Source organism: Nostoc sp. C117 (genome assembly GCF_043099735.1).
GTDB lineage: Bacteria > Cyanobacteriota > Cyanobacteriia > Cyanobacteriales > Nostocaceae > Nostoc.
Map to the genome: position 1 here is coordinate 343,132 of NZ_CP170991.1, position 25,990 is coordinate 369,121.

The 25,990-nt window shown below is 42.9% G+C and carries 21 protein-coding genes; 11 read left to right on the forward strand and 10 right to left on the reverse strand.

Translation table 11 applies throughout. From position 1 onward, the window contains the following. The first annotated feature begins 21 nt into the window (after positions 1-21). Both ACFG4S_RS03230 and ACFG4S_RS03235 read left to right on the forward strand, forming a co-directional pair. Positions 22-1,467: an NHLP bacteriocin system secretion protein gene (locus tag ACFG4S_RS03230; RefSeq protein ID WP_392535893.1), complete on the forward strand. Its 1,446-nt coding sequence runs from the start codon at positions 22-24 to the stop codon at positions 1,465-1,467. Beyond that, complete coding sequence (locus ACFG4S_RS03235; protein ID WP_392533437.1) at positions 1,454-3,694, forward strand: NHLP family bacteriocin export ABC transporter peptidase/permease/ATPase subunit; 2,241 nt, start codon at positions 1,454-1,456, stop codon at positions 3,692-3,694. The genes ACFG4S_RS03230 and ACFG4S_RS03235 overlap by 14 nt, the downstream gene beginning before the upstream one ends. Positions 3,695-3,734: 40 nt before the next feature. Here ACFG4S_RS03235 and ACFG4S_RS03240 read toward each other — a convergent pair whose 3' ends face one another. Continuing rightward, the gene (locus tag ACFG4S_RS03240; RefSeq protein WP_392533438.1) at positions 3,735-4,022 is read right to left on the reverse strand and encodes a hypothetical protein; all 288 of its coding nucleotides are present in this window, start codon (positions 4,020-4,022) and stop codon (positions 3,735-3,737) included. 26 nt (positions 4,023-4,048) lie between these two features. Here ACFG4S_RS03240 and ACFG4S_RS03245 point away from each other — a divergent pair, with 26 nt between their 5' ends. Beyond that, on the forward strand, positions 4,049-6,925 hold the full coding sequence (locus tag ACFG4S_RS03245) for an NHLP bacteriocin export ABC transporter permease/ATPase subunit (RefSeq protein WP_392533439.1): 2,877 nt from the start codon (positions 4,049-4,051) through the stop codon (positions 6,923-6,925). A 335-nt stretch (positions 6,926-7,260) separates the two neighbouring features. Here ACFG4S_RS03245 and ACFG4S_RS03250 read toward each other — a convergent pair whose 3' ends face one another. Next, positions 7,261-8,661 carry a sensor histidine kinase gene (locus ACFG4S_RS03250; protein WP_392533440.1) on the reverse strand — a complete coding sequence of 467 codons (1,401 nt, stop codon included), beginning with the start codon at positions 8,659-8,661 and terminating at the stop codon, positions 7,261-7,263. 31 nt (positions 8,662-8,692) lie between these two features. Continuing rightward, on the reverse strand, positions 8,693-10,357 hold the full coding sequence (locus ACFG4S_RS03255; RefSeq protein WP_392533441.1) for an FAD-dependent oxidoreductase: 1,665 nt from the start codon (positions 10,355-10,357) through the stop codon (positions 8,693-8,695). 394 nt (positions 10,358-10,751) lie between these two features. On the opposite strand from ACFG4S_RS03255, the gene ACFG4S_RS03260 reads away from it, so the two are divergent. After that, positions 10,752-11,525, forward strand: a complete 774-nt coding sequence (locus tag ACFG4S_RS03260) for an AIM24 family protein (RefSeq protein WP_392533442.1) — start codon at positions 10,752-10,754, stop codon at positions 11,523-11,525. Between the two features lie 723 nt (positions 11,526-12,248). Further along, complete coding sequence (locus ACFG4S_RS03265; RefSeq protein WP_392533443.1) at positions 12,249-12,521, forward strand: GlsB/YeaQ/YmgE family stress response membrane protein; 273 nt, start codon at positions 12,249-12,251, stop codon at positions 12,519-12,521. A 368-nt stretch (positions 12,522-12,889) separates the two neighbouring features. Here ACFG4S_RS03265 and ACFG4S_RS03270 read toward each other — a convergent pair whose 3' ends face one another. Beyond that, positions 12,890-14,290 carry an amidohydrolase gene (locus tag ACFG4S_RS03270; RefSeq protein WP_392533444.1) on the reverse strand — a complete coding sequence of 467 codons (1,401 nt, stop codon included), beginning with the start codon at positions 14,288-14,290 and terminating at the stop codon, positions 12,890-12,892. Between the two features lie 76 nt (positions 14,291-14,366). Here ACFG4S_RS03270 and ACFG4S_RS03275 point away from each other — a divergent pair, with 76 nt between their 5' ends. Both ACFG4S_RS03275 and ACFG4S_RS03280 read left to right on the forward strand, forming a co-directional pair. Further along, positions 14,367-15,152, forward strand: a complete 786-nt coding sequence (locus tag ACFG4S_RS03275; protein WP_392533445.1) for a cysteine hydrolase family protein — start codon at positions 14,367-14,369, stop codon at positions 15,150-15,152. A 149-nt stretch (positions 15,153-15,301) separates the two neighbouring features. Beyond that, positions 15,302-15,757: a cupin domain-containing protein gene (locus ACFG4S_RS03280; protein WP_392533446.1), complete on the forward strand. Its 456-nt coding sequence runs from the start codon at positions 15,302-15,304 to the stop codon at positions 15,755-15,757. A 117-nt stretch (positions 15,758-15,874) separates the two neighbouring features. Here the strand turns inward: ACFG4S_RS03280 and purN are convergent, their stop codons facing one another. The 5 genes from purN to ACFG4S_RS03305 all read right to left on the reverse strand — a co-directional run bounded on the left by purN (position 15,875) and on the right by ACFG4S_RS03305 (position 21,101). Then, entirely contained in the window at positions 15,875-16,543 is a 669-nt protein-coding gene (gene purN / locus ACFG4S_RS03285; RefSeq protein ID WP_392533447.1) for a phosphoribosylglycinamide formyltransferase, read from the reverse strand. Between the two features lie 255 nt (positions 16,544-16,798). Beyond that, complete coding sequence (locus ACFG4S_RS03290) at positions 16,799-18,175, reverse strand: dihydrolipoyl dehydrogenase family protein (RefSeq protein ID WP_392533448.1); 1,377 nt, start codon at positions 18,173-18,175, stop codon at positions 16,799-16,801. Positions 18,176-18,407: 232 nt separating this feature from the next. After that, the gene (locus ACFG4S_RS03295; protein ID WP_392533449.1) at positions 18,408-19,157 is read right to left on the reverse strand and encodes an SDR family NAD(P)-dependent oxidoreductase; all 750 of its coding nucleotides are present in this window, start codon (positions 19,155-19,157) and stop codon (positions 18,408-18,410) included. Positions 19,158-19,587: 430 nt separating this feature from the next. Then, on the reverse strand, positions 19,588-20,016 hold the full coding sequence (locus ACFG4S_RS03300; protein ID WP_392533450.1) for a hypothetical protein: 429 nt from the start codon (positions 20,014-20,016) through the stop codon (positions 19,588-19,590). Between the two features lie 152 nt (positions 20,017-20,168). Next, complete coding sequence (locus tag ACFG4S_RS03305) at positions 20,169-21,101, reverse strand: type IV pilin-like G/H family protein (RefSeq protein ID WP_392533451.1); 933 nt, start codon at positions 21,099-21,101, stop codon at positions 20,169-20,171. A gap of 87 nt (positions 21,102-21,188) precedes the next feature. On the opposite strand from ACFG4S_RS03305, the gene ACFG4S_RS03310 reads away from it, so the two are divergent. The 4 genes from ACFG4S_RS03310 to ACFG4S_RS03325 all read left to right on the forward strand — a co-directional run bounded on the left by ACFG4S_RS03310 (position 21,189) and on the right by ACFG4S_RS03325 (position 25,094). After that, positions 21,189-22,076, forward strand: a complete 888-nt coding sequence (locus tag ACFG4S_RS03310) for a carbohydrate ABC transporter permease (RefSeq protein WP_392533452.1) — start codon at positions 21,189-21,191, stop codon at positions 22,074-22,076. 336 nt (positions 22,077-22,412) lie between these two features. Next, positions 22,413-22,640 (forward strand): hypothetical protein, encoded by a 228-nt coding sequence (locus tag ACFG4S_RS03315; RefSeq protein ID WP_392533453.1) that lies wholly within the window; start codon positions 22,413-22,415, stop codon positions 22,638-22,640. A 566-nt stretch (positions 22,641-23,206) separates the two neighbouring features. Beyond that, positions 23,207-24,106, forward strand: a complete 900-nt coding sequence (locus ACFG4S_RS03320) for an alpha/beta hydrolase family esterase (protein WP_392533454.1) — start codon at positions 23,207-23,209, stop codon at positions 24,104-24,106. A gap of 328 nt (positions 24,107-24,434) precedes the next feature. Further along, positions 24,435-25,094, forward strand: coding sequence for a pentapeptide repeat-containing protein (locus ACFG4S_RS03325; RefSeq protein WP_392533455.1), 660 nt, complete (start codon positions 24,435-24,437; stop codon positions 25,092-25,094). 65 nt (positions 25,095-25,159) lie between these two features. Here ACFG4S_RS03325 and ACFG4S_RS03330 read toward each other — a convergent pair whose 3' ends face one another. After that, positions 25,160-25,936 carry an ABC transporter permease gene (locus tag ACFG4S_RS03330; protein ID WP_392533456.1) on the reverse strand — a complete coding sequence of 259 codons (777 nt, stop codon included), beginning with the start codon at positions 25,934-25,936 and terminating at the stop codon, positions 25,160-25,162. Between the last annotated feature and the right edge of the window lie 54 nt (positions 25,937-25,990).

Sequence of the window (25,990 nt, forward strand, 5' to 3'; positions counted from 1 at the left end):
AGGAACACAACTTAAATCGATATCATGACCCAGAAACCCAGTATATTCCGCAAAGAATCCCTGGAACGTCTATCTTCACCTGAAAGATTAGACCAGCTAATGCAGGTAGTCAGCCCTAGAAGTTGGCTACCTCTTGTCGCCTTGGGTTCCGTTGTGGGAGTAGCCCTTATCTGGAGCATTTACGGTCGCATTCCCATTACTGTCCAGGGTCAAGGGGTACTGATTTACCCCAGCAACGTTGTGCCATTGCAATCAAAAAGTGCCGGACAGTTAATGACTTTCAATGTCAAAGTTGGAGATGTCGTCAAAAAAGGGCAAGTACTGGCGACGATTGACCAAAGCGAACTTCGCAAGCAATTGCAACAACAACGGAGTAAACTAACGGAATTAAAATCACAAGATTTGGCAGTTGGCTCGCTACAAGGGGAAAGACTAGAACAAGAAAAGCGATCGCAACAACAACAAAGTCAGTATCTCCAGCAACGTATACTGGAACTGCGAGCAACAACGCCTCTTCTGAAAAACAAAGGCAATACCTCTATTGGACAGCAACGCCAAGGCTTAGAACAGCGCTTCCGCCAAGCCCAAGCTTTAAATCCCGTTTTACTCCAGAGGATGGAAATCCGCAAACAGCTATTCAAAAAAGAAGGGGCGATTTCTGGTGATGAAGCACTCACGGCTGAACAAGAATATTTGCAAAACCAGGAAAAAATTGTTGATATTCAAAATCAGTTGAAAGAACTGGATGTAAAAACGACGCAAACAGAAAAAGATTATCGGGAAAACCTCAGTAGCATTTCTGACTTACAAGCTCAGTTAAAAGAACTAGATAGCAAACAGGCTTCTGTGGCTCAACAAGACCTGGAAAATGTCACTGCCCGCAAAAAAGAGATTCAAGATGTGAAGCGACAAATTGCCCAATTAGAAGTGCAATTAGGCAATGATAGCCAGATTATTAGTCAATATAGCGGACGTATTTTAGAAATTACCCTGACACCAGGACAAGTTGTCAACGCCGGAACTCGTCTAGGAAGCCTTGAGGTGGAAAATCCCAAAAGCAAGCTAGTTGGGGTTACCTATTTTACGGTTGCTGATGGCAAGAAAATTCAGCCGGGGATGACAATTCAAATTACCCCCCAAACAGTGAAGCGGGAACGCTTTGGTGGCATTGTGGGTAATGTCACAAACATTTCCCGCTTTCCCATTACCAAAGAAGCTGCGGCTAATGAGGTGGGTAATCCAGAAGTGGTGGAAGGTCTAGTATCTCAACAACAAGGTCTCATACAAGTATTTTCTGACCTCGATTTAGATACCAAGACACCGAGCGGTTATAAGTGGTCTTCCTCCACAGGTCCGTATATGAAAATTTCTTCGGGAACTACGACTTTTGTACAAGTCAGGGTGGAAGAACGCGCTCCCATCACTTTCGTTTTACCTATCTTGAGGTCTTTCAGTGGTATCTACTAAATCTACTTTAGTAACACCGTTTAATCCTTGGCAGTATTTGCAACAATTACTGCCACGCCGAAGCATTCGGGTAAAAACGCCTACACTTTTGCAAATGGAAGCTGTAGAATGTGGTGCTGCGGCTTTGGGAATTATTCTGAGTTATTACGGTCGAGTTGTACCACTGCCACAACTGCGGCGAGATTGCGGAGTTTCCCGCGATGGTAGTAAGGCATCTAATTTGCTCAAAGCTGCTAGAAGTTATGGTCTAGAAGCTAAAGGGTTTAAAAAACAACTTAAGCAACTGTGGGAATTGCGCCCTCCTTATATTGTTTTTTGGAACTTCAACCACTTCGTTGTCGTAGAGGGATGGAATAAACAGCGAGTTTATCTCAATGACCCCGCAACAGGGCCGCGTCATGTATCTCTACAGGAATTTGACGAGGGGTATACGGGAGTTGTGCTGGTGATTGAACCAGGCGACGAGTTTACTAAAGGTGGTCGCAAACCCAGTATGATTTTATCTCTGTGGTCAAGGCTACAGGGGGCTGGAGATGCTTTAGTTTACTCTTTAGTTGCGGGATTTTTCTTAACAGTGGTTGGGTTGGTAGTACCCGTGTTTAGCCAAGTGTTTGTAGATGACATCTTGGTGGAGGGACGGCAATTATGGCTGCGTCCTTTGCTTGTGGGAATGGCGATCGCTGCTACACTCCAAGGATCGCTAACATTATTAAGGTTGCGCTATTTGCGCCGTCTAAAAATCAAACTGGGTGTAGGCATGTCCAGCCGCTTTCTCTGGCATATCCTGCGGCTACCTGTTAGCTTTTACGCCCAACGTTTTGCCGGAGAAATCAGTAACCGGACGACTTTGAACGACCAAGTTGCTGATGTTCTGGCAGGAAAGTTGGCAACGACAATTATTGATACTTTGATGGTGGTTTTTTATGCCTTAGTCATGGTGCAATATGACTGGGTGCTGACTTTAATGGTGGTCGGCTTTGCTGCTGTGAATGTCTTAACTTTGCAGTGGATTTCTCGACAACGGGTAGATGCTAATCAAAGATTAATCCAAGAGTATGGTAAAGCGGCTGGGTTATCTATTGCTGCACTTCAAAGTATTGAAACACTCAAAGCATCCGGGTTGGAGTCAGATTTCTTTTCTCGGTGGTCGGGTTATTATACCAAAGCTCTCAATTCTCAGCAGGAATTAGGAGTCACAAACCAAACATTCTCAGTATTACCCACACTTTTATCCGCCCTTTCTTCGATGTTTTTGTTGGTAATTGGTGGTTTACGGGTAATGGATGGACATCTCAGCATTGGAATGCTCATCGCCTTTCAGGGTTTAATGTTAGGTTTCCAGCAACCTGTTAATAATCTCGTCAACTTTGGTACTACTCTCCAGGAATTAGAGGGGAATTTGATTCGGCTGGATGATGTGCTGGATAATCCCATTGGGGAGGCAGAGGAGGCAGGGGGGGCAGGGGAAGTAAATTCTTCCTCATCTCCCTATCTTCTTCCCAAATTACAGGGGTATGTGGAGTTGCGGAATATTACTTTTGGTTATAGCCGCCTGGAAGTGCCATTAATTGAAAACTTTAGTATGTCAATTAAGCCAGGACAGCGAGTAGCTTTAGTGGGTGGAAGCGGTTCTGGGAAGTCTACTATTGCCAAACTAGTAAGCGGACTTTATGAATCTTGGGCGGGAGAAGTTTGCTTTGATGGTAAACCTAGAAATCAAATTCACCAACAACTGCTTACCAACTCTGTGGCAATGGTGGAGCAGGAAATTTTACTGTTTGGCGGTACGGTTCGAGATAATTTGACCCTCTGGGATACTACTGTACCAGATAAGAACCTAATACGGGCTTGTGAAGATGCAGCGATCGCTGATGTAATTCTCTCTATGTCTGGAGGGTTTAATGCTGAACTCATAGAAGGTGCTGCTAATTTAAGTGGCGGTCAGCGACAACGCTTAGAAATTGCTCGCGCTTTGGTGAATAACCCTTCGATACTTGTCATGGATGAAGCCACCAGCGCCCTAGATGCAGAAACAGAACAAATCATTGACCAAAATCTCCGTCGTCGCGGATGCACCTGCATAATTGTCGCTCACCGATTAAGCACTATCCGCGATTGCGATCTAATTATTGTTCTAGAACGCGGAAAGGTTGTACAACAAGGCACTCACAAAGAATTATGGCAAGTTGACGGCGTATATTCGCGGTTAATTCGCACTCAAGGGTAAGCGGTGGAAGCATGAGAAAGATGAGGAAAAGAATTAGAACTTAAAGTTTCAAGCTCAAAGGCGCAACTTCGAGGTTCAAAGGCTCAACTTCGAGGTTCAAAGGCTCAACTTCGAGGTTCAAAGGCTCAATGTTGAGGTTCAAAGGCTCAACGTTGAGGTTCAAAGGCTCAATGTTGAGGTTCAAAGGCTCAACGTTGAGGTTCAAAAGCTCAATGTTGAGGTTCAAAGGCTCAATGTTGAGGTTCAAAGGCTCAACGTTGAGGTTCAAAAGCTCAATGTTGAGGTTCAAAGGCTCAATGTTGAGGTTCAAAAGCTCAAACTCCCTCATTACCCTTGATTTCTCCCCCTTCCAAAATGCTAATACACGGTCAAATTTACATAATTAATGGCAATGAACCGATTCTACTGAATGACCCTTCTAGAGTTTGGGTGATTCAGTCTGGCTCTATAGCTTTGTTTGCTGTCACACTCAAAGATGGCGTTATCGAAGGAACTCGCCGTTATCTATGCAGTATTAATCAAGGCGAAGCACTTTTTGGAACTGCTCATCAACAGTGTCAGATTTTAGCAGTTCCCATTGGAGAGATAGAATTACTACAAGTGCATCAAGAATGTTTTCGGCAGTTAGTAGCCAATGCAGATGCAAGAGTGTTTGCTTGGATAGAAACTTGGCTGTTGCAACTCGGTGGTGTATTCTCCCAAGTTACTATGCCCAAAATTGAGGTGAAAGCTAAGGAAGAAGTACGATTTTCCTTAAATAATGGTCAGACTTTTCAGCCAGAAGTGGGTGTCACCTGTTGGGTACAACTTGAACAAGGAACTGTTCGCTTTTTGGGGTTTGAGGAAATCACCTTAACGCCAACTACTGCAACTTTTCCCCTGACTGACAAAATGTGGTTGGAAGCTGTAGAGGGAGTTCAACTTACAACTAACACTACCTGCGAACTTTTAAATCCAGATACGCTGCTGGCTGGGTTATCTCAATTGCATACTCAACTCTGGCAATGCATCAATATTATAGATGAGCAAGAAGCACAAACAGAAATAATGCGGTTGCGCGATCGCCAACGCCTAAATCGTCAAGTCACAATGGAGGCTTTAGGCAAACTAGCATCAACGCTAAATCCTCAAGACGGGGACTTTTTCTCAGAAGGTACACCTTTGCTGGTGGCTGCTGGTGCAGTAGGTAGAGTGATGGGGATAAAAATTCGCCCCCCCTCTCGTTCGGAAAATCTGAAGCGGCTCAAGGAACCTTTAGAAGCAATTGTTCGAGCTTCCCGAATTCGGATGCGGCGGGTGCTATTGCGAGATAACTGGTGGGAAAAGGATTCTGGAGCTTTAATCGCCTATACCCAAGATAACCGTCCAGTCGCCCTACTGCCGATTTCTCCAACTCGTTATGAAATTTTTGACCCGGTTGAACGTACTCGTGTCCAAGTAGATGAACAGATAGCTGCAACCCTGGCTCCCATTGCTTATATGTTTTATCGCTCTTTGCCAGATAAAGCACTCCAAGCTATTGATATATTTAAGTTCACACTCCAAGGACAGAATCAAGGCCTGTTGGTAATTATATTTAGTGGCATTGCCGTGACGTTGCTGGGGATGATTACACCTTATGCCACCTCAATTATTATAGATAATGCAATTCCCGATAGCGATCGCGGATTACTACTACAAATCGGCTTAGGTTTGCTGGTTGCAACTTTGGGTACAGCTTTATTTCAGCTAGCCCAAGGGTTTGCTCTGTTGCGGATGGAATCGGCTGGGGATGCTTCCACCCAAGCGGGGGTATGGGATCGGTTGCTCAATTTGCCAGTGTCATTTTTCCGACAATACACAACCGGGGATTTACTCTCTCGCATCACATCGGTGAGTACCATTCGCCGCCAACTCAGTGGGAGAACTCTGATTAATTTGATTACGAGTTCGTTTGCGCTGTTTTATTTGGCACAGTTATTTTATTACAACTACAAATTAGCTTTCATCGCCGTTGGAGTTGCAGTAGTTGCGATCGCTGTTACTACCCTCTCTGGTATGCTGCTGTTAACCAAAGTGCGCCCGTTATTGGAAATCCGGGGTAATATTTTTGGGCAAACAGTACAGCTAATTAATGGCATTTCTAAACTGCATATTGCTGGCGCCCAAGAACGCGCCTTCGCTGCTTGGAGTAAAAACTACACTCGGCAAATTAAGCTGGAACTGAGTACACAAAGTATAGAAGATGCCGTTGTACTGTTCAATACAGTCATGCCTACACTCACTTCTGGAGTACTTTTCTGGTTTACAATTAAACTGCTGGAAACTCCGCCAACTTCAGGAACGATTGAATTATCTCTTGGCACCTTCCTAGCTTTCAACACAGCTTTTGGTAACTTTACCAGAGGTACCACAAATCTGAGCAATACAATTACAGAAATTTTGCAAGTCATCCCCCAATGGCGGCGCACACAGCCAATTTTGGCAACTATCCCAGAGGTAGATATGTGCAAAGCCGATCCTGGGAAGCTCATAGGGAAAATTACTGTAGACCATGTTACCTTTTGCTATCGCAGTGATGGCGCACTAACTTTAGATAATGTGAGTATCTCTGCCGAACCAGGAGAATTTATTGCTCTGGTAGGGGCTTCTGGCAGCGGTAAATCGACGTTACTGCGATTACTACTGGGATTTGAGACTCCCCAAGCAGGTAGTGTTTACTACGATGGTCAAGATTTATCTGGGTTAAATGTGGATGCGGTTCGCCGACAATTGGGTGTAGTTTTGCAAAATGGTCAGCTAAATTCAGCTTCCATTTTTGAGAATATCGCAGGTGGCGCACAGATGACCTTAGATGAAGCCTGGGAAGCAGCGCGGATGTCTGGATTTGCTGACGATATCACCACCATGCCTATGCAAATGCATACTGTAGTCAGCGAAGGGGGTAGTAATCTTTCTGGAGGACAACGCCAAAGGTTGTTGATTGCTCGTGCTTTGGCATTAAAACCCCGGATTTTATTTTTTGATGAAGCCACCAGTGCCCTTGATAATAAAACTCAGGCCATTGTGAGTGAAAGCTTAGATAAATTACAAGTTACCAGAATAGCGATCGCTCATCGACTTAGTACTATTCGTAACGCTCACCGCATCTATGTACTCCAAGCAGGTAGAGTTGTCCAACAGGGAAGTTTTGAGGAACTAGCTGCTGTTGAAGGTCTATTTGCCCAGTTAATGGCTCGGCAGATGGCATAGTTCGGGATTGATACCAATACTTCTCGGTTAAGGGGAAAGGGGGAAAGGGTAAAGGGAAAAGGGGAAAAGGGGAAAGGGGAAAGGGGAAAGGGGAAAGGGAAAAGGGGAAAGGGAAAAGGGGAAAGGGAAAAGGGAAAGAAAAAAGCTTTAACCCTTACCCTTTACCCTTTTCCCCAAACCCGATTCCGAGTTAAAAATGCAAAACCCGAGAAGTATTGGGAGTAGGGGGACAAGAGGGACAAGCTAGCAATATCTCTCCCTTGTCTCCCTAAAGCGATTGATTAGTATTTTATTTGTCAGTCCCTCAAAGGGTTGTTTTATTTCTGAGAGTTTCCTTATTGCCCATTTGATAAGGGCAAACAAACGCTGAAACAAGTTCTACCTGGCTCAGACTCAAATGAGAGGGTACCATGATGGCGATTTTCTACAATCCGGCGAACAGTTTCCAAACCGAGTCCTGAACCATGCCCCACTGATTTGGTAGTGAAAAAAGGTTCAAAAATACGGGTTTTAATTTCAGGTGGAATTCCACTACCAGAATCAATGATGTCAATATGAGCAAAGCGATCGCAATGCTGTGTTGTAATTTCTAACACTCCCTTACCAGCCATTGCATCAATAGCGTTGTCAATTAAGTTCGTCCACACCTGATTCAATTCGCTACCATAAGCAGGGATTTTCGGAAGATGTCGATCGTAATTGCGTTGTACTTCGATGCCACCCTTGAGTTGATAAGCAAACAATCGCAATGTATCTTCTAAACCTTGATGCACATCAACTTCTTGCTGAACGCCTCGATCGAGGTAAGCATAAGACTTCATCGCTTGCACAAGTTCGGAAATTCTCTCGGCTCCTCGCAAACCATGTTTAATCATTGATATGACTTCAAACGAAAGCGATAGCCAGTGCAATCCCATTTCTCGCAATTCAGTATTTTCATTACGCCAACGTTCCATGAGATCGTCTAAGGTTTCAACCTCAATGCCACCTTGCGCTAAAGGTTCTGCTAACTTCCATGCTTGCTCTACGCCATAATCTTCTAACCATTCCAACAATACTGTTTCGCGATCGCTTAGGGTCACCGGATCGAGACGATTATTTAAAATCGTATCATGACCGCGATCGCGCACTCTCAACCAGTTTTGAGTATGCGCTTCCTCAACATTCCGTTGCCCATAAACTAAGTTCATCCGTTGTAGTTCTAGGATAGCGGCTGGCATTTCCCCTAAAGTCCGAACGAGTGCTGAGGCTGGGTTGTTCAGTTCATGAGCTAGACCGGCAGCAAGTGTCCCTAAAGCTGCCATCTTTTCCCGTCCCCGAATAAAGGACTCTAGTCCCCGAAGACGACGTTCCATAATGCGGAAAACCATCCGCTCAAAATCACGACATTCATGCAGCAGTTTCCGGAAGTCTTCTCCTTCAATTTTATACAGGTTGCAATCTGTCAATGCCCGAATTGTCACAGGTACAGGTTCATCTGTAAGGACTGGAATTTCACCAAAAAAAGATGGGGCTTTATGTTGCCCAATGGGAATTTCAACTCCTTCACTGCGGCGAGTAAGATTAATTTTCCCTTTGACTAAGATAAATAAGCCGTGTCCCGGATCTCCCTCATGCACCAATACTTCTGCGGCACGGAGTTCAACTGTTTGAGCGCGATCGCAAACCCACTCTAATTGCTCTTGAGAAAGCTGTTGAAACGGTTCTAAGTCGATCAATTCCTCAATACACAACATCAATCAACCTCCTGATTTTCTCTTGCTCCAGCTAAACATTGCTCAAGTAGCGATGAACAAATTGAATGGCGATGGAACCTTCTCCCACACCGGATGCTACCCGTTTAATCGATCCATAGCGCACATCTCCGGCTGCAAAGATGCCAGGAACACTGGCTTCTAGTAAGAAAGGAGAGCGTTCCAAAGGCCAACCTCGAGGAGATTTGCCATTATGCATCAAGTCCAGCCCTGTGATGATAAACCCTTGAGCATCGCGTTGAATCACACCATCGAGCCAATCAGTTTTCGGGCTAGCACCAATGAAGATGAAAAGCGATCGCGCCAGCACTGTTTCAGTTTCTCCACTCTTGGCATGAGCAATCACAATTGCTTCTAAATGTTCGTCTCCCTTAACTTCGATAACGCTGCAACTTGTGCAAACTTTGATATTTTCAGTAGCCGCAATTTGGTCAATCAAATATTGGGACATACTTGATGAAAGTGACTCACCACGCACCAACATAATCACTTTGCTGGCATACTTAGAAAAATACATTGCTGCCTGTCCGGCAGAATTTGCCCCGCCCACTAAGTAAACCTCTTCATTGCTACAGGCGATCGCCTCAGTCATGGCAGCACCGTAATAAATTCCTGCCCCTGTGAGCTTGTCGGCTCCTGGTACAGTTAGCCAGCGATAGGAAACGCCGGTCGCAACTAAAAGTGCATGGCAACTAATCTCGCTACCATCAGCCAATTGTAAAACCCGATAAGGATCTTGCAGCTTAACCCCTGTTACGACTTGAGGAGTGAGAATTTCCACCCCAAAACGTCGCGCCTGAGTAACTCCCCGTCTGGCCAAATCGCTGCCGCTCAAGCCAACAGGAAACCCCAGATAATTCTCAATGCGAGAACTCGTTCCTGCTTGTCCACCTGGTGCTTCACGCTCAATTAAGACAGTACTCAGTCCTTCAGAAGCCCCATAAACAGCCGCTGCCAGTCCAGCAGGACCACCACCGACGATGGCCAGGTCATAAAAGGGTCGTTCTGCCTGGGTTTGCAATCCAATTTTCGCGGCAATCTCTAAATTAGATGGTTGGATTAATCGAGAACCATCGGGAAATATTACCAGGGGTAATTGCTGTCTGCCATCGGCTTGGGCGTATTCCACCAATTTCGCTGCATCCGGCTCCAGTTCAATATCCAACCATCTGTATGGAATTTGGTTACGCGCTAGGAAGTCTTTCACCTGATGGGAAAAAGGTGACCAACGATTACCAATGACTCGAATTCCTTCAAAAGGTGGGCGAAATCCAGCTAGCCAGTCATCGAGCAAATCATCCAAAACCGGATATAGTCGCTCTTGTGGTGGATTCCAGGGCTTAAGTAGATAGTAATCAAGTCTGGCACTATTAATCGACTTAATGGCTGCATCCGTATCTGCATACGCCGTTAGCAAAGCACGTTTCGCATCAGGAAAGATGCTTTTTGCTCGTTCAAGGAACTCCACACCTCCCATTTGGGGCATTCTTTGATCGACCAAAAAGAGAGCCACTGGTTCATTCCGCAATTTTAGTTGCTGCACCACATCTAGAGCAGCAATACCCGAATCTGCCCGGACAATGCGGAAGCGATCGCCATACTGATGTCGCAAGTCTCGTGATACCGCTTGCAACACTTCTGGATCGTCATCGACGGTTAAAATCGCAGGTTTCGCCATAACTACTGTTACTTAACAATTGCAGTATCTTGCCGTTATTTCAAAAATCAGCGTTGCATAATGGATGATTTTGGAATTTGGATCAAAAATAATCCCCGTGTCCCCGTGTCTTCGTGTCACCCTCAATCATCCCATTATTCAGCAACGCCGAGAATATTTTGCTAGGAGACATAAAAATATCCTCTCCCTCTTCTGCTCTCCTTCAGAAGACTTTTCAAACATCCTCTAAATTATATAAACACTCTTTATAATCGTTGAGAGTTGACGGTTGACGGTTGACGGTTGAGGAGGATTGACGGTCATCAGTCATCAGTTAAATGCCTAACAGCTTAGCATCACTTATAGTTAAGCTCAGTGATTTTTCTTTCAACCATCTGTGAGAGCATATTATCCTATGTCTGACTTCATCAATGAACCGATACCAGAATTGAGAAATCCCCAACAAACGTTTCATTCTGGTGACTTAAATTTAAGAATCGAAGGAGAAGTAGTACCTGTAGTAGATGTCCATCTGGGACAACAGCAATCAATTTACTTTGAACATCATATACTGCTGTGGAAACATCCCAATGTTCGCCTTGGTGTTAAAGGTTTAAAAGGGGCAGCCAAGCGTTTCTTTGCCGGGCTGCAAATTTTTATCAGTGAAGCACATGGGCCAGGAAATATTGCTTTCTCTCGTGAAGCTCCAGGACAGATTGTGGTGCTGCAATTAGAGCGCGGACAGACAGTGGATGTGCGCGAGCATCAGTTTTTACTTGCTACCAGCAATGTTGAGTACAGTTTCTTTTTCCAGCGAGGACTAGCGAACCTCTTTTTCAGCCGGAGTGGCGGGTTATTTATCGATCGCTTTATTGGTCACCAAGCAGGGGGACTGCTTCTAATTCACGGTTACGGCAATGTTTTTGAAAAATACCTCGCTCCTGGAGAGATGTTAGATGTAGAACCAGGAGCATGGTTGTGGAAAGACTCATCAGTAAAAATGGAGACAGTAACCGCACTGCAATCTAGTGGCGGTATCTTCGGAGCTATTGGGGTAATGCTTGGTGGCATTTCATTCACTCTTAACCGTTTTACTGGTCCTGGTCGCTTAGGATTGCAGTCTATGACTTATCACCCTCCTGCATCTGAGGGTGCAACTCAAGTCGGTGGTAGCAGTAATCTGGGTTAAAGCGCCCTTAAAAAATACAAGCGAATGAAAGTTGTATAGTCTGCTGAGCGATCGTTATCAAAAGGGGATGGAAACTTCTGCTATGTGGGCTGTATAGAATAATGTTACCAGCCATTGAGAAGAGCGATTCCCCTCCAATTCTAGGAACCCTAAAAATGGCGGTTACAGAGAAATGTTACCAAAATTTTTATGATAACTCTTCAACAATCACCCTCACTTAGAGCAGTATTTCCACAAAAAATCGATACCAAAAAATCTACTAAGCTGATGCGCGTCTAAAGTATATAAACACTCTTGATGGTCGTTAACTGTTGATTGTTGACTGTTGACGGGTTTTCAGTCATCAGTCAAATGTACAAATTAAATGCGTAACAGCTTAAACGCCAAGAAATTTACGAATGAAAATGTATATACTGCAATTATCAAGCAATGAGTTTATTATCTCCTGGTTTTAGACCTACTAGGAGCTTTTTATTTATTATTTAAGCTAATAATCATTCAAATTGCATCCCCGCGTCTCCTGCTCTTACCTGTGTCTTTCTGAGGCTAAGGATTACACAACTTCAAAGCGGATTAGCCGATCTCAGTTAGTAGATATATCACCAGAAGTAACAGCATTCATCCTCAAGGCTATTAATAATTGGGTCTGTTGGTAGATGGAAGGTGAATGTTGGGATTGCTATTGTATATTTGTCAGTAAAAAACGTTGCTCAAATAAAAACAATGAATATTCTTGCTTGGATTGTTTTAGGTCTAATTGCTGGTGCTATTGCAAAGGCTATCTACCCCGGTCATCAAGGCGGCGGATTTCTCGGAACAATCTTATTAGGAATTATCGGTGCTTTTGTTGGTGGTAGTTTGGGTATATTCTTCAGTACAGGAACCTTGGCATTAGCCGCTCCCACACTCAGCATTACTGGTATTGCAGTAGCGGTTCTTGGTGCAATTGTTGCAGTTTTCTTGTGGAATTTGCTAACTAATCGCAGTGCAATCTAATAAATTAAATTGGAACTAATAGTAAAAATCAGGGAGTTGATTTCACTATATTTCCTCCCTGAACTGAAATTAAAAGAATAGTGTCCACCTAAGTACAGACAACAGGTAGGCGCTATTTTTTTGTTGAGATGTCTGCAAGTTCACATCTAAATTGGTATTAGACTCTTGTCATCAGTCTAAGAGGATGTTTGAAAAGTATTGGGCGAATAAAATTCGCTACTACACAAACAAAGTCCGGCGACCTGGACTAAGAAAAAATCAATAGTTTTTAACCTGGATCGGTAGGTTTCGTCTGTGTAGCCGGGACTTCTAGCCGCCCGGCTAGTAATAAATTAGACTTTTCAAAGAACCTCTAAACAAAGATGTCTTTACAACCCCATAACCGTGCGATAATGTGCTTCGATTTGGGCGACGGTTTTAGATTTGCGTTTTGTCTGCCATTGACTACGGTTAAATAATTCTTGCCGTAATTCATTAACATTAACTGTTGTCACCTTACCATCGGCAATAATTTGCTTACCATTTACCCAAGCACTATTTACAACATTATTAGGACGCCCTAAAACTAACAAACCAATGGGATCTGTACGTGGAAGTAAGGATAAATTAGTGAGGTCGTAAAGTACTAAATCCGCTTGTTTCCCAACAGTTAAAGAACCGAGTTTATCTGCAATATTCAATCCTTTTGCACCTCCTAAAGATGCCATTTCTACTGCTTGTCGCGGTGTAATCCAGTGTTGATAATCGAAGTCTGTAACGTTATGTAAAATAGAACCAATTTTAATGGCTTCTAGTAAATCTTGAGAGTCATTGCTAGAGGCACCATCACAACCAAAAGTTACATTTACTCCCGCTTGGCGATATTTTAAAATCGGGGCAATGCCACTACCTAAACGCAGATTACTTAAAGGATTATGAACAACTGTAGATTGAGTTTCGGCAAGGATGGCGATATCAGTATCATTTAACCAAACGCAGTGAGCTAGTGAAGTTTTATTGCTCAAAAACCCGATTCTCTGTAAATGTTCCACCGCAGTACAGCCGTACTTCTCTTGGGCGAGTTTTTCCTGTGCCCTAGTTTCCAGTAAATGGGAGTGACGACAAAGATCATAGCGATCGCTTAATTCAATACATCCCGTAAACAAATCGTCAGTACACAATTGTATCCCCGTTGGGGCAACTAAAATACTCACCCCCTCATCTGGGCGATGAAACTGTCTCACCGCTTCTGCAATAATTTCCAGTGTTGCCGCAGTTGAGTGATAATAAGCTTCATGATTTTGGGTTGATTCCCCAGATGGTATCCCTGCGGTGAGGGATTCATCTTGAATCAGGGGGGCGATAAAGGCGCGAATTCCCACTTCTTTGTAAGCGCGACTTGCAATAGCGATGGTTTCTAATTCAAGTCCCGGAATCAATACCAGATGATCTACAACACTCGTTCCGCCGGAAAGTAAAGTTTCCACCGCCGTTCCCAAAGCGCTGAGATAAACCTGTTCAGTGTCAATGGGAGCAAAATCATACAGTTCTGCCAACCATAATTCTAAAGGTAAAGTTGACATGATTCCTCGCTGCCACATCTCCGAAGAGTGGGTGTGGGCGTTGAAAAAGCCAGGAAGCAGCAGCTTATTTTTACCATCGATCGCTATACCAATTAACTGTAGATTAGGGGCAATAGCTGCGATCGCCCCATTGACAACTTGCACATCTACGGTTATGTAATCATCACCAGTAGCAATCAAAACATTTTGAATAGTGAAAGTTCCCATATTTAACCTTGATTAAGTAATCTGATTTTGGACTGAATTTCAAGTTACAAAATAGAAAATGGTGTTGTGTAATTTTATGAATTTACCGTTACGGACATTGGGAGTTGCACCAAATGCATGGACAGTGAATGATGCGATCGCAGATATCACTCGTCCTCAAAAGATCCCACAACCCGTTATCTTAGCAACAGAAACAAAAACCCTGCGCCTAGACTTGGCAAAAGCTGCTATTGTCGTCATTGATATGCAAAACGACTTCTGTCACCCTGACGGCTGGTTAGCGCATATCGGCGTTGATGTCACTCCAGCGCGTCAGCCTATCGAACCTTTAAACAACTTACTTCCAGAACTCCGTGAGGTTGGTCTTCCAGTCATTTGGATAAATTGGGGGAATCGTCCCGACTTACTCAACATTAGTGCTAATTCTCGTCACGTGTATAATCCCACAGGAGAGGGTATCGGATTAGGCGATCCACTGCCAAGCAATGGTGCTAGAGTACTGATGGCAGGTAGTTGGGCGGCGGCTGTGGTAGACGAACTAGAAAAGCTTCCCGAAGATATTTGTGTAGATAAATACCGCATGAGTGGCTTTTGGGATACACCCTTAGACAGTATTTTAAAGAATCTGGGAAAAACGACACTATTCTTTGCTGGCGTGAATGCCGATCAATGTGTGCTGACTACATTATGTGATGCCAACTTCTTAGGATATGACTGTGTATTAATTAAAGACTGCACCGCCACAACATCACCTGAATATTGTTGGTTGGCGACATTATATAACGTCAAACAATGTTTCGGTTTCGTCACCGATTCCCAAGCAATTTTAACAGCACTGAATCAAGAAGAGCCAATCAATTAACGAGACGCGATTCCTCGCCTCTCTAGAAAACAATCCCTCTCTTTTCTTGACGCCTTTGCGTGAGATTATTTTTCCTTCCATATTCACGACAATAGAATAACTATCACAATTCAAGATTTCCATCAATAACTTCCGAGAGGATAAATAAAATGCACGCTACTCGTTGTGTAATTCCGATTATCAAATCTCCCAAAGATTATCAGGTATATCGCATCACTCCCCAGGACACTAATCGGTTAGCGATTATCTTCGATTCCACCAATGCTAATACATCCTTAACTTGCTGCATAGAAATCTTTGATGCTGGCGGACAAACACCACCAAATCGCCATCAGTGGGCGGTGGAAATGTTTTTTGTCCTCAAAGGAGAAGGAATCGCCATGTGTGACGGCAAGATTGCTAATATCAAAACCGGAGATAGTTTATTAGTGCCTCCCACAGGAACGCATTTGATTAAAAATACAGGTAATACTCGCTTGTATACCCTAACTGTAATGGTGCCTAACGAAGACTTTTCCGAATTAATTCGCAGTGGCACACAAGTAGAATTAGATGCAGAAGATATGGCAGTACTTGGGAGATTAGATGCTTTAATGCCTTGTTGAACAAAAATACAAAATAAAGAATTCAGTAGGGTAACACAGCTGTGTTAAGCTGATGCGCGTCTAAAGTATATAAACACGGTTGACTGTTGACTGTTAACGGTTAACAGTCATCAGCCATCAGTCATCAGTCATCAGTAAATTGGTATAAACTGCCAAAGCGATCGCCGTTGGCAAAATCCGATGCTCTTGAATTTGAATTCTGGCATGAAGTGTTTCTGGCGTATCATCTGGCAATATTGGTACTGCCGCTTGCATCAATATTGGACCGCTGTCCATTTCTAAACAAGCGATATGCACCGTACAGCCAGTAATTGTCACCCCCGACGCCAAAGCTTGTTCTACAGCATGAATTCCTTTAAAACTAGGTAACAAACTCGGATGTATATTAATAATCCTGTTAGGAAAAGCATCAATAAATACTGATGTTAACAATCTCATCCAACCTGCCATAATCACCCATTCCACATTGTACTGGCGTAATGTCTGCACAATTTTCTCGTCAAAGTTTTCCCGGCTTTTGTAATCGCGGTGATTTAATAAGACAGTTTCTACACCTCTATTGGCTGCTCTTACCGCTGCTTTAGCCGAAGGATTATTATAAATCAAAACTTGAATTTGGGCATTTAGCTGTCCATCTGCGATCGCTTGGGCAACTACATCAAAATTGCTGCCATTTCCAGAAGCCATAATTCCCAACTTTAAAGGAACGCTTTGTCTCAACTGGTAGCTAGAAATATTAGGAGAAATCAGGCTAGCAGTAGCATCAATTGGGTAATTATTACTCATAAAACTTGAAAAAAATGCAGATTACAAAATTCAGGAGTCAGAATAAGGGAACTCGAAGAAATAAAAACAACTGCTTGAAATTGTTGGTTGTTGACTGTTGACTGTGGTCACTGAATCTCGACTCACTTGGACGCCGCTCAGTGCAAGTCGCTCGATTTGAGCGTAGTCGAAATGAGCCGAAATGAGCCGAAGTGTTGATTGTGAACAGTTATTTTTTTATTTGTCAGTTTCTAACTAGTTGGACAAAATTCCCGATTACATATTCGGACACCCTGGTATGTTATCACCAAGCAACAACCGTGCCAGACTGGGTAAAGCTTCACCATAGGTAGGATGAATGTGAACCGATCGCTCTAACAACTGCCAAGTTCCTCCTGCTTCCATCAGGGATAAAAATACATGCACCAATTCAGCAGTTTCGTACCCCACCAGGGTTGCTCCCAGGATTTTGTTTGTGTCAGTGTCGATTACCATCCGATAAAACCCAAGGTCATGTCCCCACTCAATGGCACGGGCAATTTGGTTCATGGGTAACGTCACAGCACGCGCGTTGATGCCTTGTTTCTGAGCCTGTTCTAACGTCATACCGACTCGCCCGACCTGGGGTTCTGTGTAGACTGCATAGCCAAGGACGCGATCGCTCCGTGTCCGGTTTTCTCCACACAAAATTGCTTTTAAACGGCGATAGTCTTCCCACGACACATGGGTAAAAGCAGGTTGTTTAGCAGCATCCCCAATGGCATAAACTCCAGAACAGGAGGTATGGAACTGGTCGTCAATTTTAATAAACCCTCGCTCGTCTAGCTCAATTCCACTGGTGGCTGTATTTAATGCACTTGTATTGGGTTTCCGGCCAATCACAACCAGCAATGCTTCTCCCTGGAGTTGTTCGCCACTGCTCAGGGTCAGGCTAAACAGATTATTCTCATGGGCGACGTGATTCACATTGACTCCAAAATGCAGCCCAATTCCATCCTGCTTTAATGCTTCTGCTAAGACCTCGCTGACCTCAGACTCTTCTTGCCCAAGAAGGCGATCGCCCCGCACAATTAAATGGGTTTGACTGCCCAAACGCGCTAGTCCTTGTCCTAATTCCAAGCCAATATAGCCGCCTCCAATCACCAGTAAACGGGCTGGTAAGGTGTTCAAGTCAAAGAAGTTGTGGTTGGTCAAGTAGGGAGTTCCTGCAAGTCCCGGAATGTCAGGAATCAGCGCTGATGTGCCTGTATTAATGATTACCAGAGGAGCTTCAAGGGTAACATCTCCCCCTTTGACCGTCCGTTCGCCCACAAAAGAAGCTTCGGCACAAATGACTTTGACACCCGCAGTCTCCAATCGCTGGCGAATCCCCTGATTAAAGCTGTTGCGGATTCCCCGAACTCGCTCCATCACAGCGGGAAAATCCACTTCAACCTGCGTATGGATGCCTAACTTCTTACTTTGGCGCGATCGCCCTGCTGCATGAGCCGCTGCTAAGAAGGCTTTGGACGGAGTGCAGCCATAGTTGATGCAACTACCGCCTAAAGCATCCCGCTCAAACAAGACAACCTTACGTCCCTCATTGGCAAAGTCAGCTGCTAGTGGAATGCCTCCTTGACCACTGCCGATGACAATGACATCTGCTGTTTCCATCAGCGCTAAACTCCTTGAAGATAGTTTGCTTTGATAAAAAGGATTCAGAATTCAGAATTCTGAATACTCTACCCACATTCGCGCACCGTCCCATAGGGAAGGGATAGAGTTTTAAAGCGAGAATATTTAATACTAGTTTCGCCCACGAGTGGCGAAAGCGCGTAGCGGGACAAAGTACGGTTTTAAATCAATATTCATTTGAATTCTGAATTCTGCTGTATGACATCTAAAGCTAGCGAAACCCACCCGATATGTACAGCGTTTCGCCAGTAATCCAAGCTGAATCAGAGGAAGCAAGGAAGACAACGGCAGGGGCGATGTCCTCTGGCTGGCCAATGCGACCCAGGGGTGTTTGCACTTCAGTTTGTTTGCGACCTTCGCTTTCGGTAATTCCTGCTGTGTGCGTACCTTCGGTTTCCACCAAGCCAGGATTGATGGAGTTTACACGAATCTTGCGGGAACCCAACTCTTTGGCTAGGGATTTGGTGACGGCATCAACAGCCGCTTTGGTAGCGCTATAGATTGAGGCATTCGGGGGTGTCAGGGTGCTGACGACCGAACTTATATTGATAATGCTGCCACCTGCCGAGCCAAAGTGTTTGATGGCTTGTTGTGAGCTGAGGATTAATCCCAGAACATTCAGATCGAATTGCTTGTGGAAATGCTCTTCCGTGATGTCTTCAAGTGGCGAAAATTCATAAATTCCAGCATTGTTGACCAAAATATCAAGTTTGCCGAATGCTTGCTGTGTCTCTGCAAATAGATGTTCAATCTCTGCTTTTTTGGCAACATTTGCTTGGACTGCGATCGCTTTGCCGCCTTTGCTGATAATCTCGTCAACCACATGATTGGCTCCTTCTTGGCTGGAGGCGTAGTTGACGACAACGCTTGCACCTTCAGCGGCCAGATGTTTAGCGATCGAGGCACCGATACCTTTAGACGCACCTGTAACGACTGCAATTTTTCCATCTAGTTTTGTCATGCCTGTAATTCCTGTGGTTGTTGGGTTTACAAATAACTGTCTGAAACAAGTGCGAACCGAATTAAGAATACACCCATTCCGATTTTTAACAAAGTTTGCAGGTTTAATACCAATTTAACGTGAAGTTGCACATATCTTGATCCCCCTAAATCCCCCGATAAATTGGGGGACTTGAATAGATGTTTTTCTGGTTCCCCCCTTCTTAAGGGGGGCTAGGGGGGATCGAATTATATGCAGCTTCATAAAAAATTGGTATAAGTCCCCTGCTTCAAGAAGCAACTTTTTTTGTGTCGGGTTGTGTCGGGGTTTATGTTAAAAAACGTAATTGCTCTCTTCGTAGCGGGGCGTAGCCCATTGCGAATTGGTTTAACAGAGATGTCTCACTTTAGTTAAGATACCAGTTAACTTAGGACTTAGACACTTTGCGACCTCAACGAGTAACGATAAAGGCAGCTAGAGCGATCGCGACAACATCCTCCGCAAGAGCAGAAGGAACTGCGCCAATCCGTTCAATGGCGGCTATCCGCACCGCCCTACCCCCATAGGTACCGACCAATGCGCCCACAACACCAAAGAGCGCCCCAACGGGGGCAAAACTGCTGTTTGCTCCGGTGATTAGCCATCCCACAATGCCGCCACTGATAATCCGAGCAATCAACGCCGGGGGACTCGTGCGAGAAGGCATTTGCGGCAGCATGTCGCCAATCAACTCAGCCACTGCTAGTACAGCCAGAACGATCCCGATAATGCCGCCACGTGCCAGAAATAAAGCCGCAGGAGCTGTGAGCGATCGCAGTCCCGCAACTAACCCAAGGAAAAATGCAGAAATCAATGTCACGAACATAAGCACTTTGTCCATCGATTGCACTCATAACAAAGGAGAAGGTAACCACTTTTTCTCCTAAAAAGGACGATCGTTACTATCCGCTGTATATATTTATGTAAAATCCCTAACTTTTGTAGAGACACGATTAATCGCGTCTCTACTCCTAAATTCTTTACTGATAAATATTACAATAAATGTGAGCCAACTGGACATTGAATTTGCTGAGATTTTTGGTTCGAAAATATAGGACGAAGTGGTGGTTTATTTGAGGGTTCATCAGTTTCACAAATACCTGTAATTGCCATCGCCTGACCTTTAACTGTTCTGTTAAATACAATACCTGTATAGCTTTTTAGTTGCGGTTTTTTAGCAGCAGCAGTACTAATTACAATTTGGGCTTGTTGAAATGACGGTACTATTCTGTAATGGTAATTTTCGGTTTCCGGTTTAATCCCTAGATTTAGTTGCTCAAGAGTACCGAACTTTTGATTTTGTAAATAATAAGCCTGTTGAGCGAGGTTGATGCTAGCAATAACTTTTTTCGCTTCAACTTTTGGATCGTTAGTTTGTTGATTTTCGGCTTCTGGGTTGATGATTTGGATATTATCAGGCAATGTCGTCCCATTAGAAACTTTTTTGAATAAAGACGCCTGTGAAGAAAAAGCCGTGGGTCTAGGTTTTCCGGGATTAGTTCCATCTAGTTGTAACCGCATCTGACTATTAGCAGTAAATTCAAAAATTGTCAACACCGGTTCTTCATTACTGGAGATGATTACATCTAGATGCATCGGTTGTGGCGTTGGGTTAATGCGATATTTAAATTCGATCGCACCAGTATCTTTAGAATCGGGTATGAGGAGAAATAACTTGTTTTCTGGTGTGAAAATAAAGGTTAGGCTGGTAGAAGATGACGGGTCTTTAGTTTCCCATTGCCCGAATAATTTCTGAGCGATGGGGTTTGTGTCTGGTGCTGGTTGAGATTGAATCTGTGTTGGTGCGATCGAGGGTTGAGCTAATACAGTTGTGTCCACTGTCATTAATAATGCGACAAAGACGCTTGAGGTAAGCATCTTACTAGCAATTTGGAATTTGCCAAAGTGAGGCAAGATTGCAGGCATTTGCATCAGAACCACTAAAATGACAGTATCTTAACAGTACTTTTGTGTAAAATCACACCCCTTTAATATTTAATACCCGACATTGCTATGAAAACATCTCGTTTTTCTCGTATGCAACAGCTCGATAATGACACAGTAGCTGCCTGGATTTTTCTTACACCTGCGCTGATTTTGCTAAGTATCTTTATTATTTGGCCGATCGCCTATTTGTTTTATCTGAGTTTCACCGCCGGCAGTTTCACTTCAAAAGGTATTTATTGGATAGGGTTAAAAAACTATTGGCGTTTGTTACTTAACTCTGATTTTTGGCAAGTTCTTGGTAACACCATTTATTTTACTGTTGCCAGCATCATTCCCAGTTTAGTTATTCCCTTGGGATTGGCAGTGCTATTAAACCGTTCCATAGCCTTGCGGGGAATCTTACGAAGTGCCTATTTTCTACCTTCAATTATCTCTCTTGTGGCAGCAGGTTTGGGATTTCGCTGGCTGTTTCAAACATCAGGGCCAGTCAACGGATTTTTAGATATTTTTGGGATTCCCCCCATCCCTTGGCTAGCAGATACCTTTTGGGCAATGCCAGTAGTGATTTTAATGAGTATTTGGAAACAACTTGGCTTCAATATGGTGGTGTTTTTAGCGGGGTTGCAAGCAATTCCCCCCAGTCGTTATGAAGCAGCAGATTTAGATGGCGCAAATGCTTGGCAACAATTTTGGTATATTACACTACCGGGGTTGCGTCCTACCGTCATATTTGTAACAATCACCACCGCGATTTTTACATTGCGGAGTTTTGAGCAAGTTTACGTGATGACTGGTGGTGGTCCATTGAATTCAACTAATTTACTCGTTTACTACATTTACCAAGAAGCGTTTGCTCAATTTGATTTTGGTTATGCCGCCGCCGCCGCAACAGTGCTGTTAGCAGTCACTTTAGTACTGGTGTATTTGCAGTTACGAACTTGGGGAGAGGAGTAATACTGTTTCACTTTAAGATTGATAGAGATTTTTGCAGAGGAGGCAGGGGATACAAAGATCCAATTGAAATGACCATTCCCTTAGAAGAAAAGAGTGGGGAAAAAGGTATTTGACTTGCTTAACTTAATATGACTTTAGTAATACTAAAATTGTGACTTTATTCCAGTGCAAATTCGTATTTATGATTTTAAACTGAGAACAATACAGGAAAGAAATTAAGTTGTGTAACAAGAAAAACTTAGTCTATATCCTAAAGATTAAGTCATCAATTATGTTCATCGCTTAGAGAGGAATACTGTAGACAACTTTAGTAAATTAATTGATGGAGATTTGAACATGAAACGTATTCTCTTAGGCACATTACTTGCTCTACCATTTGCAATTTCTTCCTTGCCATCACAGGCATCCGCAGCAGAGATTATTATCAAGCCTAATTTTCACAAACCTGTTGTTGCTGCTCGGTATCAACGAAAGTTAATTCCTGCACACTGGGAAACAGTACGACGTGGTAATAAGTGGATTAAAATTCGAGTTCCTGCTCGTTATGTAAATGTAAGAGTTTAATCTATCTAATAGAGACTAACAACTATACTTAAGTTGTTAGTCTCTATTTGCTAAAAAATAAAATTTTTGTAGGAGAGCCAGCATGGTCTTTTTTGTTTTCACATAACCTGATGCACGTCTAAAGTATATAAACACTCTTGATGGTAGTTGACGGTTGACTGTTGACGAGTTTTCAGTCATCAGTAGACCTCTTGCAAAAGTGCTTTTTGCAAGAGGTGGGAAAAGGGAAAAGGTTAAAGGGGAAGGTGGGGTCCCCTCTGGGGATAAGGGGCGGGGGAAAATACAAAAACTTTCCCCCTTTTCCCGACTTCTGCAAGAAGTCTAGTCATCAGTCATCAGGTAAATGTACATAGTTTTATGCGTAACAGCTTAGGAGTTATTTGCCTCTGGCTCTGCCTACAGTCACATAATTGGCGTTGTATCAGCTGGAAATTTCATGTTAAAACTAAATGGTCTCTAAAACTTTGTTGGCAAATAAAACCTATAGAGTGAATAAAGTAAATTTAATTAACATGAACATATATCAAATTTTTCAATATTCTCGATTTTTCAAAAAAATTCTTATATTGGTATATACAATTACTTTAATAACAGGCTGCAATTCAAGCCATGCTCAAGAACAAAGTATATCTGAAGAAAAAATCGTTAATGGTGATAATTATCGAGAGCTACAAAACCAAGGAAAATTACGTACATACTATTTTTATACCCCAAAATCTTATAATCCAGACCGCCCGATGCCGTTAGTTTTAGTGTTTCATGGAGATAATAGTAGCGGTCGGTTGATAAGTAATATAACTCGCTTTAATGAATTAGCAGATCGAGAAGGATTTCTTGTTGTTTATCCAGATGGGATTGACCAAAAATGGAGCCTTAGAGGTAATGCTAAAGGAAAAGTAGATGATGTTTTGTTTGTCAGTGCTTTAATCGATCGCCTTCAGCAGCAAATCAATATTGATAGTCATAAAATTTATGCCACCGGTTTTTCTAGAGGTGGAATACTTACCCAAGCACTGGCTTGTAAGTTATCGAATAAAATTGCTGGTTTTGCATCAGTAGCTGGTTCGCTCCCTGTTAGACTAAAACCTAATTGCCAGCCTCAAACTCCGATATCGATATTAATGATTAACGGTACAAACGATCGCGATGTACTTTATGAAGGTGACGATCGCACTCAACGAGGAGCGTTGGTTTCTATCTCAGATATGGTATATTTTTGGCGATCGCACGATCGATGCACCTCATCAAATCAATCTCCGCAGTTTTCTGAAGATAAAGTGAAATCCTTTGTCTACAGAGGTTGTAATGACAACTCAGAAGTTTTGCAGCTAGCGGTAGTAAACGGCGGACATTTCTGGCCTGGTGGTGTTTCAAGTGACGAGGCCTTAAATAAATTCAATGCTAAGGTGGGCTTGAACGCCACTGAAACAATTTGGAAATTTTTTCAAGGTCACAATTTGCCTTAATAAGCTGTTATGCATTTAACTTGTATATTTACCTGATGACAGTTGACTAATGACTGAAAACCCTTTAAAAGTCAACAGTCAACAGTTAACGACCATCAAGAGTGTTTATACAATTTAGACGCATATCAGCTTATCAATATTTCCTGACCTATGTCAGCATTTTTTGTTTTAAAAAAGGCTTTCAGAGCGTATTTTCAGGTTATTGACGATTTTTTCGGAATTTATTTCTGATTAATTATCGTTTTTATCTGCATTTGGGGTGTACTCTCGATATACAGTAACTCTCGCGATCGACCTTTGAGATAAATTACACCCAGAGGTGAATACGATGAAAAATTATGCTGACAAGCAGGGATTTATCTTAAATCAAATCACAAATAAATGCTTTCCACGACAAAATTTAAGTGGATATGACTTACGTGAAATTGACCTGAAAGGGCTGGATTTAAGCGGTATTAACTTTATAGGAGCAGATTTGCGTGGAGCAAATTTATCTGGTTGTGTACTGAGTCGTGCTAATTTAAGTGGTGCAAATTTAATCCAAGCTAGTTTACATGAGGCTAATTTATATGAAGCCTCTTTGTGTGAAGCTAATTTAACTAATGCTGACTTAAGACAAGCAAATTTGTGTGGAAGTTTTTTATGGCGGGTGAAATTAAGAGGTAGCAACCTTTGGGGTACTTCTTTATGTGCTGCGGATTTGAGTGAAGCAGATCTAAGTGAAGCGAAATTAATTGAAGCATCACTGATTGAAGCCAACTTAGTGAGAGCAAATCTCACAAGAGCAAAGCTATGTGGGGCAATATTACTAGAAGCTAATTTAACTGAAGCTAATTTAAGTAGTGCAGACCTGACATGGGCAAATTTAACTAAGACTAACTTGAGTAAAGCAAACCTCTACCAGACAAACATGATTTATGCAAAACTACGAGATACTATCATGCCTGATAATACAATTGAACAACCTCAGATAGTTATTAATTATTAGTCATTGGTCATTGGTCATTGGTCAGGATCGTAAAGTTAGGAACCCCAATGCCTAATTCCCATTTACTAAAACTCACGTTGTGAGAAAATAACAATGGCGATCGCTAACAACATAGCACTGTATAATAAGCCATAGCTAGCATTGCCAATCAGTGCCATTGTATCAGGTAGTGCTAGCAAACCATAAACAGCGTCATTTTTCAAATCTAATCTAGATAAATCGGGCAAAATGAGAAATAAACCTTGAGTTAAACGTTCCATCCCAAGGTTGTGGCTAAGACGCCCAAGTTGTACTATATCTTGGGTAATATTCCCGATTAAATACACTGCAAATGTTAAAAGAGTAGCCAGTAATGAAGCTGTAAAAACACCAAAGACAATAGCCACAGAGGTGATTAATGACAACTGCAAAAATAAAAAAATTGCTGCAATTAAAATACTTGCTGTTGGATGATGAATATTACCAAATTGTAAAAATACCAGATAAATTGCTGTCATTATTGTGATCAGTACGGCTAGGACTGCGGATAACCCCAAGTACTTGCCAACAATAATTTCGCTGCGGCTAACAGGTTTAGCAATTAATACTAAAATAGTGCGTTTTTCAATTTCTTTATTAACTAGTCCCGTACCAACAAATATTGTCACAATTAACCCGATCGCATTCATCGCGGCCATGCCAAAGTCTAAAAACATTTTGTCTTCGGTAGTAGCCGCAAATTGAGGAAGGATACCGAAGGCGATCGCGAGTATCAAAGCATAAAAACCAATAATATATAAGATGCGATCGCGGATCGCTTCCTGAAAGACATTTTTTGCTAATACAAAAATTCTGGTTGTCATTTGTTATTGGGCATTAGGAGTGCTGAGTTAAGAGTTAGTATTATCTCCTCCGCC

Coding starts and splice junctions, on each gene's coding strand:
- ACFG4S_RS03250 (WP_392533440.1), bottom strand. CDS start 8,661: ATGTTGTGTATTGAGGAATTGATCGACTTAGAACCGTTTCAACAGCTT.
- ACFG4S_RS03255 (WP_392533441.1), bottom strand. CDS start 10,357: ATGGCGAAACCTGCGATTTTAACCGTCGATGACGATCCAGAAGTGTTG.
- purN (WP_392533447.1), bottom strand. CDS start 16,543: ATGAGTAATAATTACCCAATTGATGCTACTGCTAGCCTGATTTCTCCT.
- ACFG4S_RS03295 (WP_392533449.1), bottom strand. CDS start 19,157: ATGACAAAACTAGATGGAAAAATTGCAGTCGTTACAGGTGCGTCTAAA.
- ACFG4S_RS03240 (WP_392533438.1), bottom strand. CDS start 4,022: ATGAGGGAGTTTGAGCTTTTGAACCTCAACATTGAGCCTTTGAACCTC.
- ACFG4S_RS03305 (WP_392533451.1), bottom strand. CDS start 21,101: ATGCCTGCAATCTTGCCTCACTTTGGCAAATTCCAAATTGCTAGTAAG.
- ACFG4S_RS03325 (WP_392533455.1), top strand. CDS start 24,435: ATGAAAAATTATGCTGACAAGCAGGGATTTATCTTAAATCAAATCACA.
- ACFG4S_RS03265 (WP_392533443.1), top strand. CDS start 12,249: ATGAATATTCTTGCTTGGATTGTTTTAGGTCTAATTGCTGGTGCTATT.
- ACFG4S_RS03315 (WP_392533453.1), top strand. CDS start 22,413: ATGAAACGTATTCTCTTAGGCACATTACTTGCTCTACCATTTGCAATT.
- ACFG4S_RS03300 (WP_392533450.1), bottom strand. CDS start 20,016: ATGGACAAAGTGCTTATGTTCGTGACATTGATTTCTGCATTTTTCCTT.
- ACFG4S_RS03290 (WP_392533448.1), bottom strand. CDS start 18,175: ATGGAAACAGCAGATGTCATTGTCATCGGCAGTGGTCAAGGAGGCATT.
- ACFG4S_RS03280 (WP_392533446.1), top strand. CDS start 15,302: ATGCACGCTACTCGTTGTGTAATTCCGATTATCAAATCTCCCAAAGAT.
- ACFG4S_RS03270 (WP_392533444.1), bottom strand. CDS start 14,290: ATGGGAACTTTCACTATTCAAAATGTTTTGATTGCTACTGGTGATGAT.
- ACFG4S_RS03275 (WP_392533445.1), top strand. CDS start 14,367: ATGAATTTACCGTTACGGACATTGGGAGTTGCACCAAATGCATGGACA.
- ACFG4S_RS03260 (WP_392533442.1), top strand. CDS start 10,752: ATGTCTGACTTCATCAATGAACCGATACCAGAATTGAGAAATCCCCAA.
- ACFG4S_RS03245 (WP_392533439.1), top strand. CDS start 4,049: ATGCTAATACACGGTCAAATTTACATAATTAATGGCAATGAACCGATT.
- ACFG4S_RS03310 (WP_392533452.1), top strand. CDS start 21,189: ATGAAAACATCTCGTTTTTCTCGTATGCAACAGCTCGATAATGACACA.
- ACFG4S_RS03330 (WP_392533456.1), bottom strand. CDS start 25,936: ATGACAACCAGAATTTTTGTATTAGCAAAAAATGTCTTTCAGGAAGCG.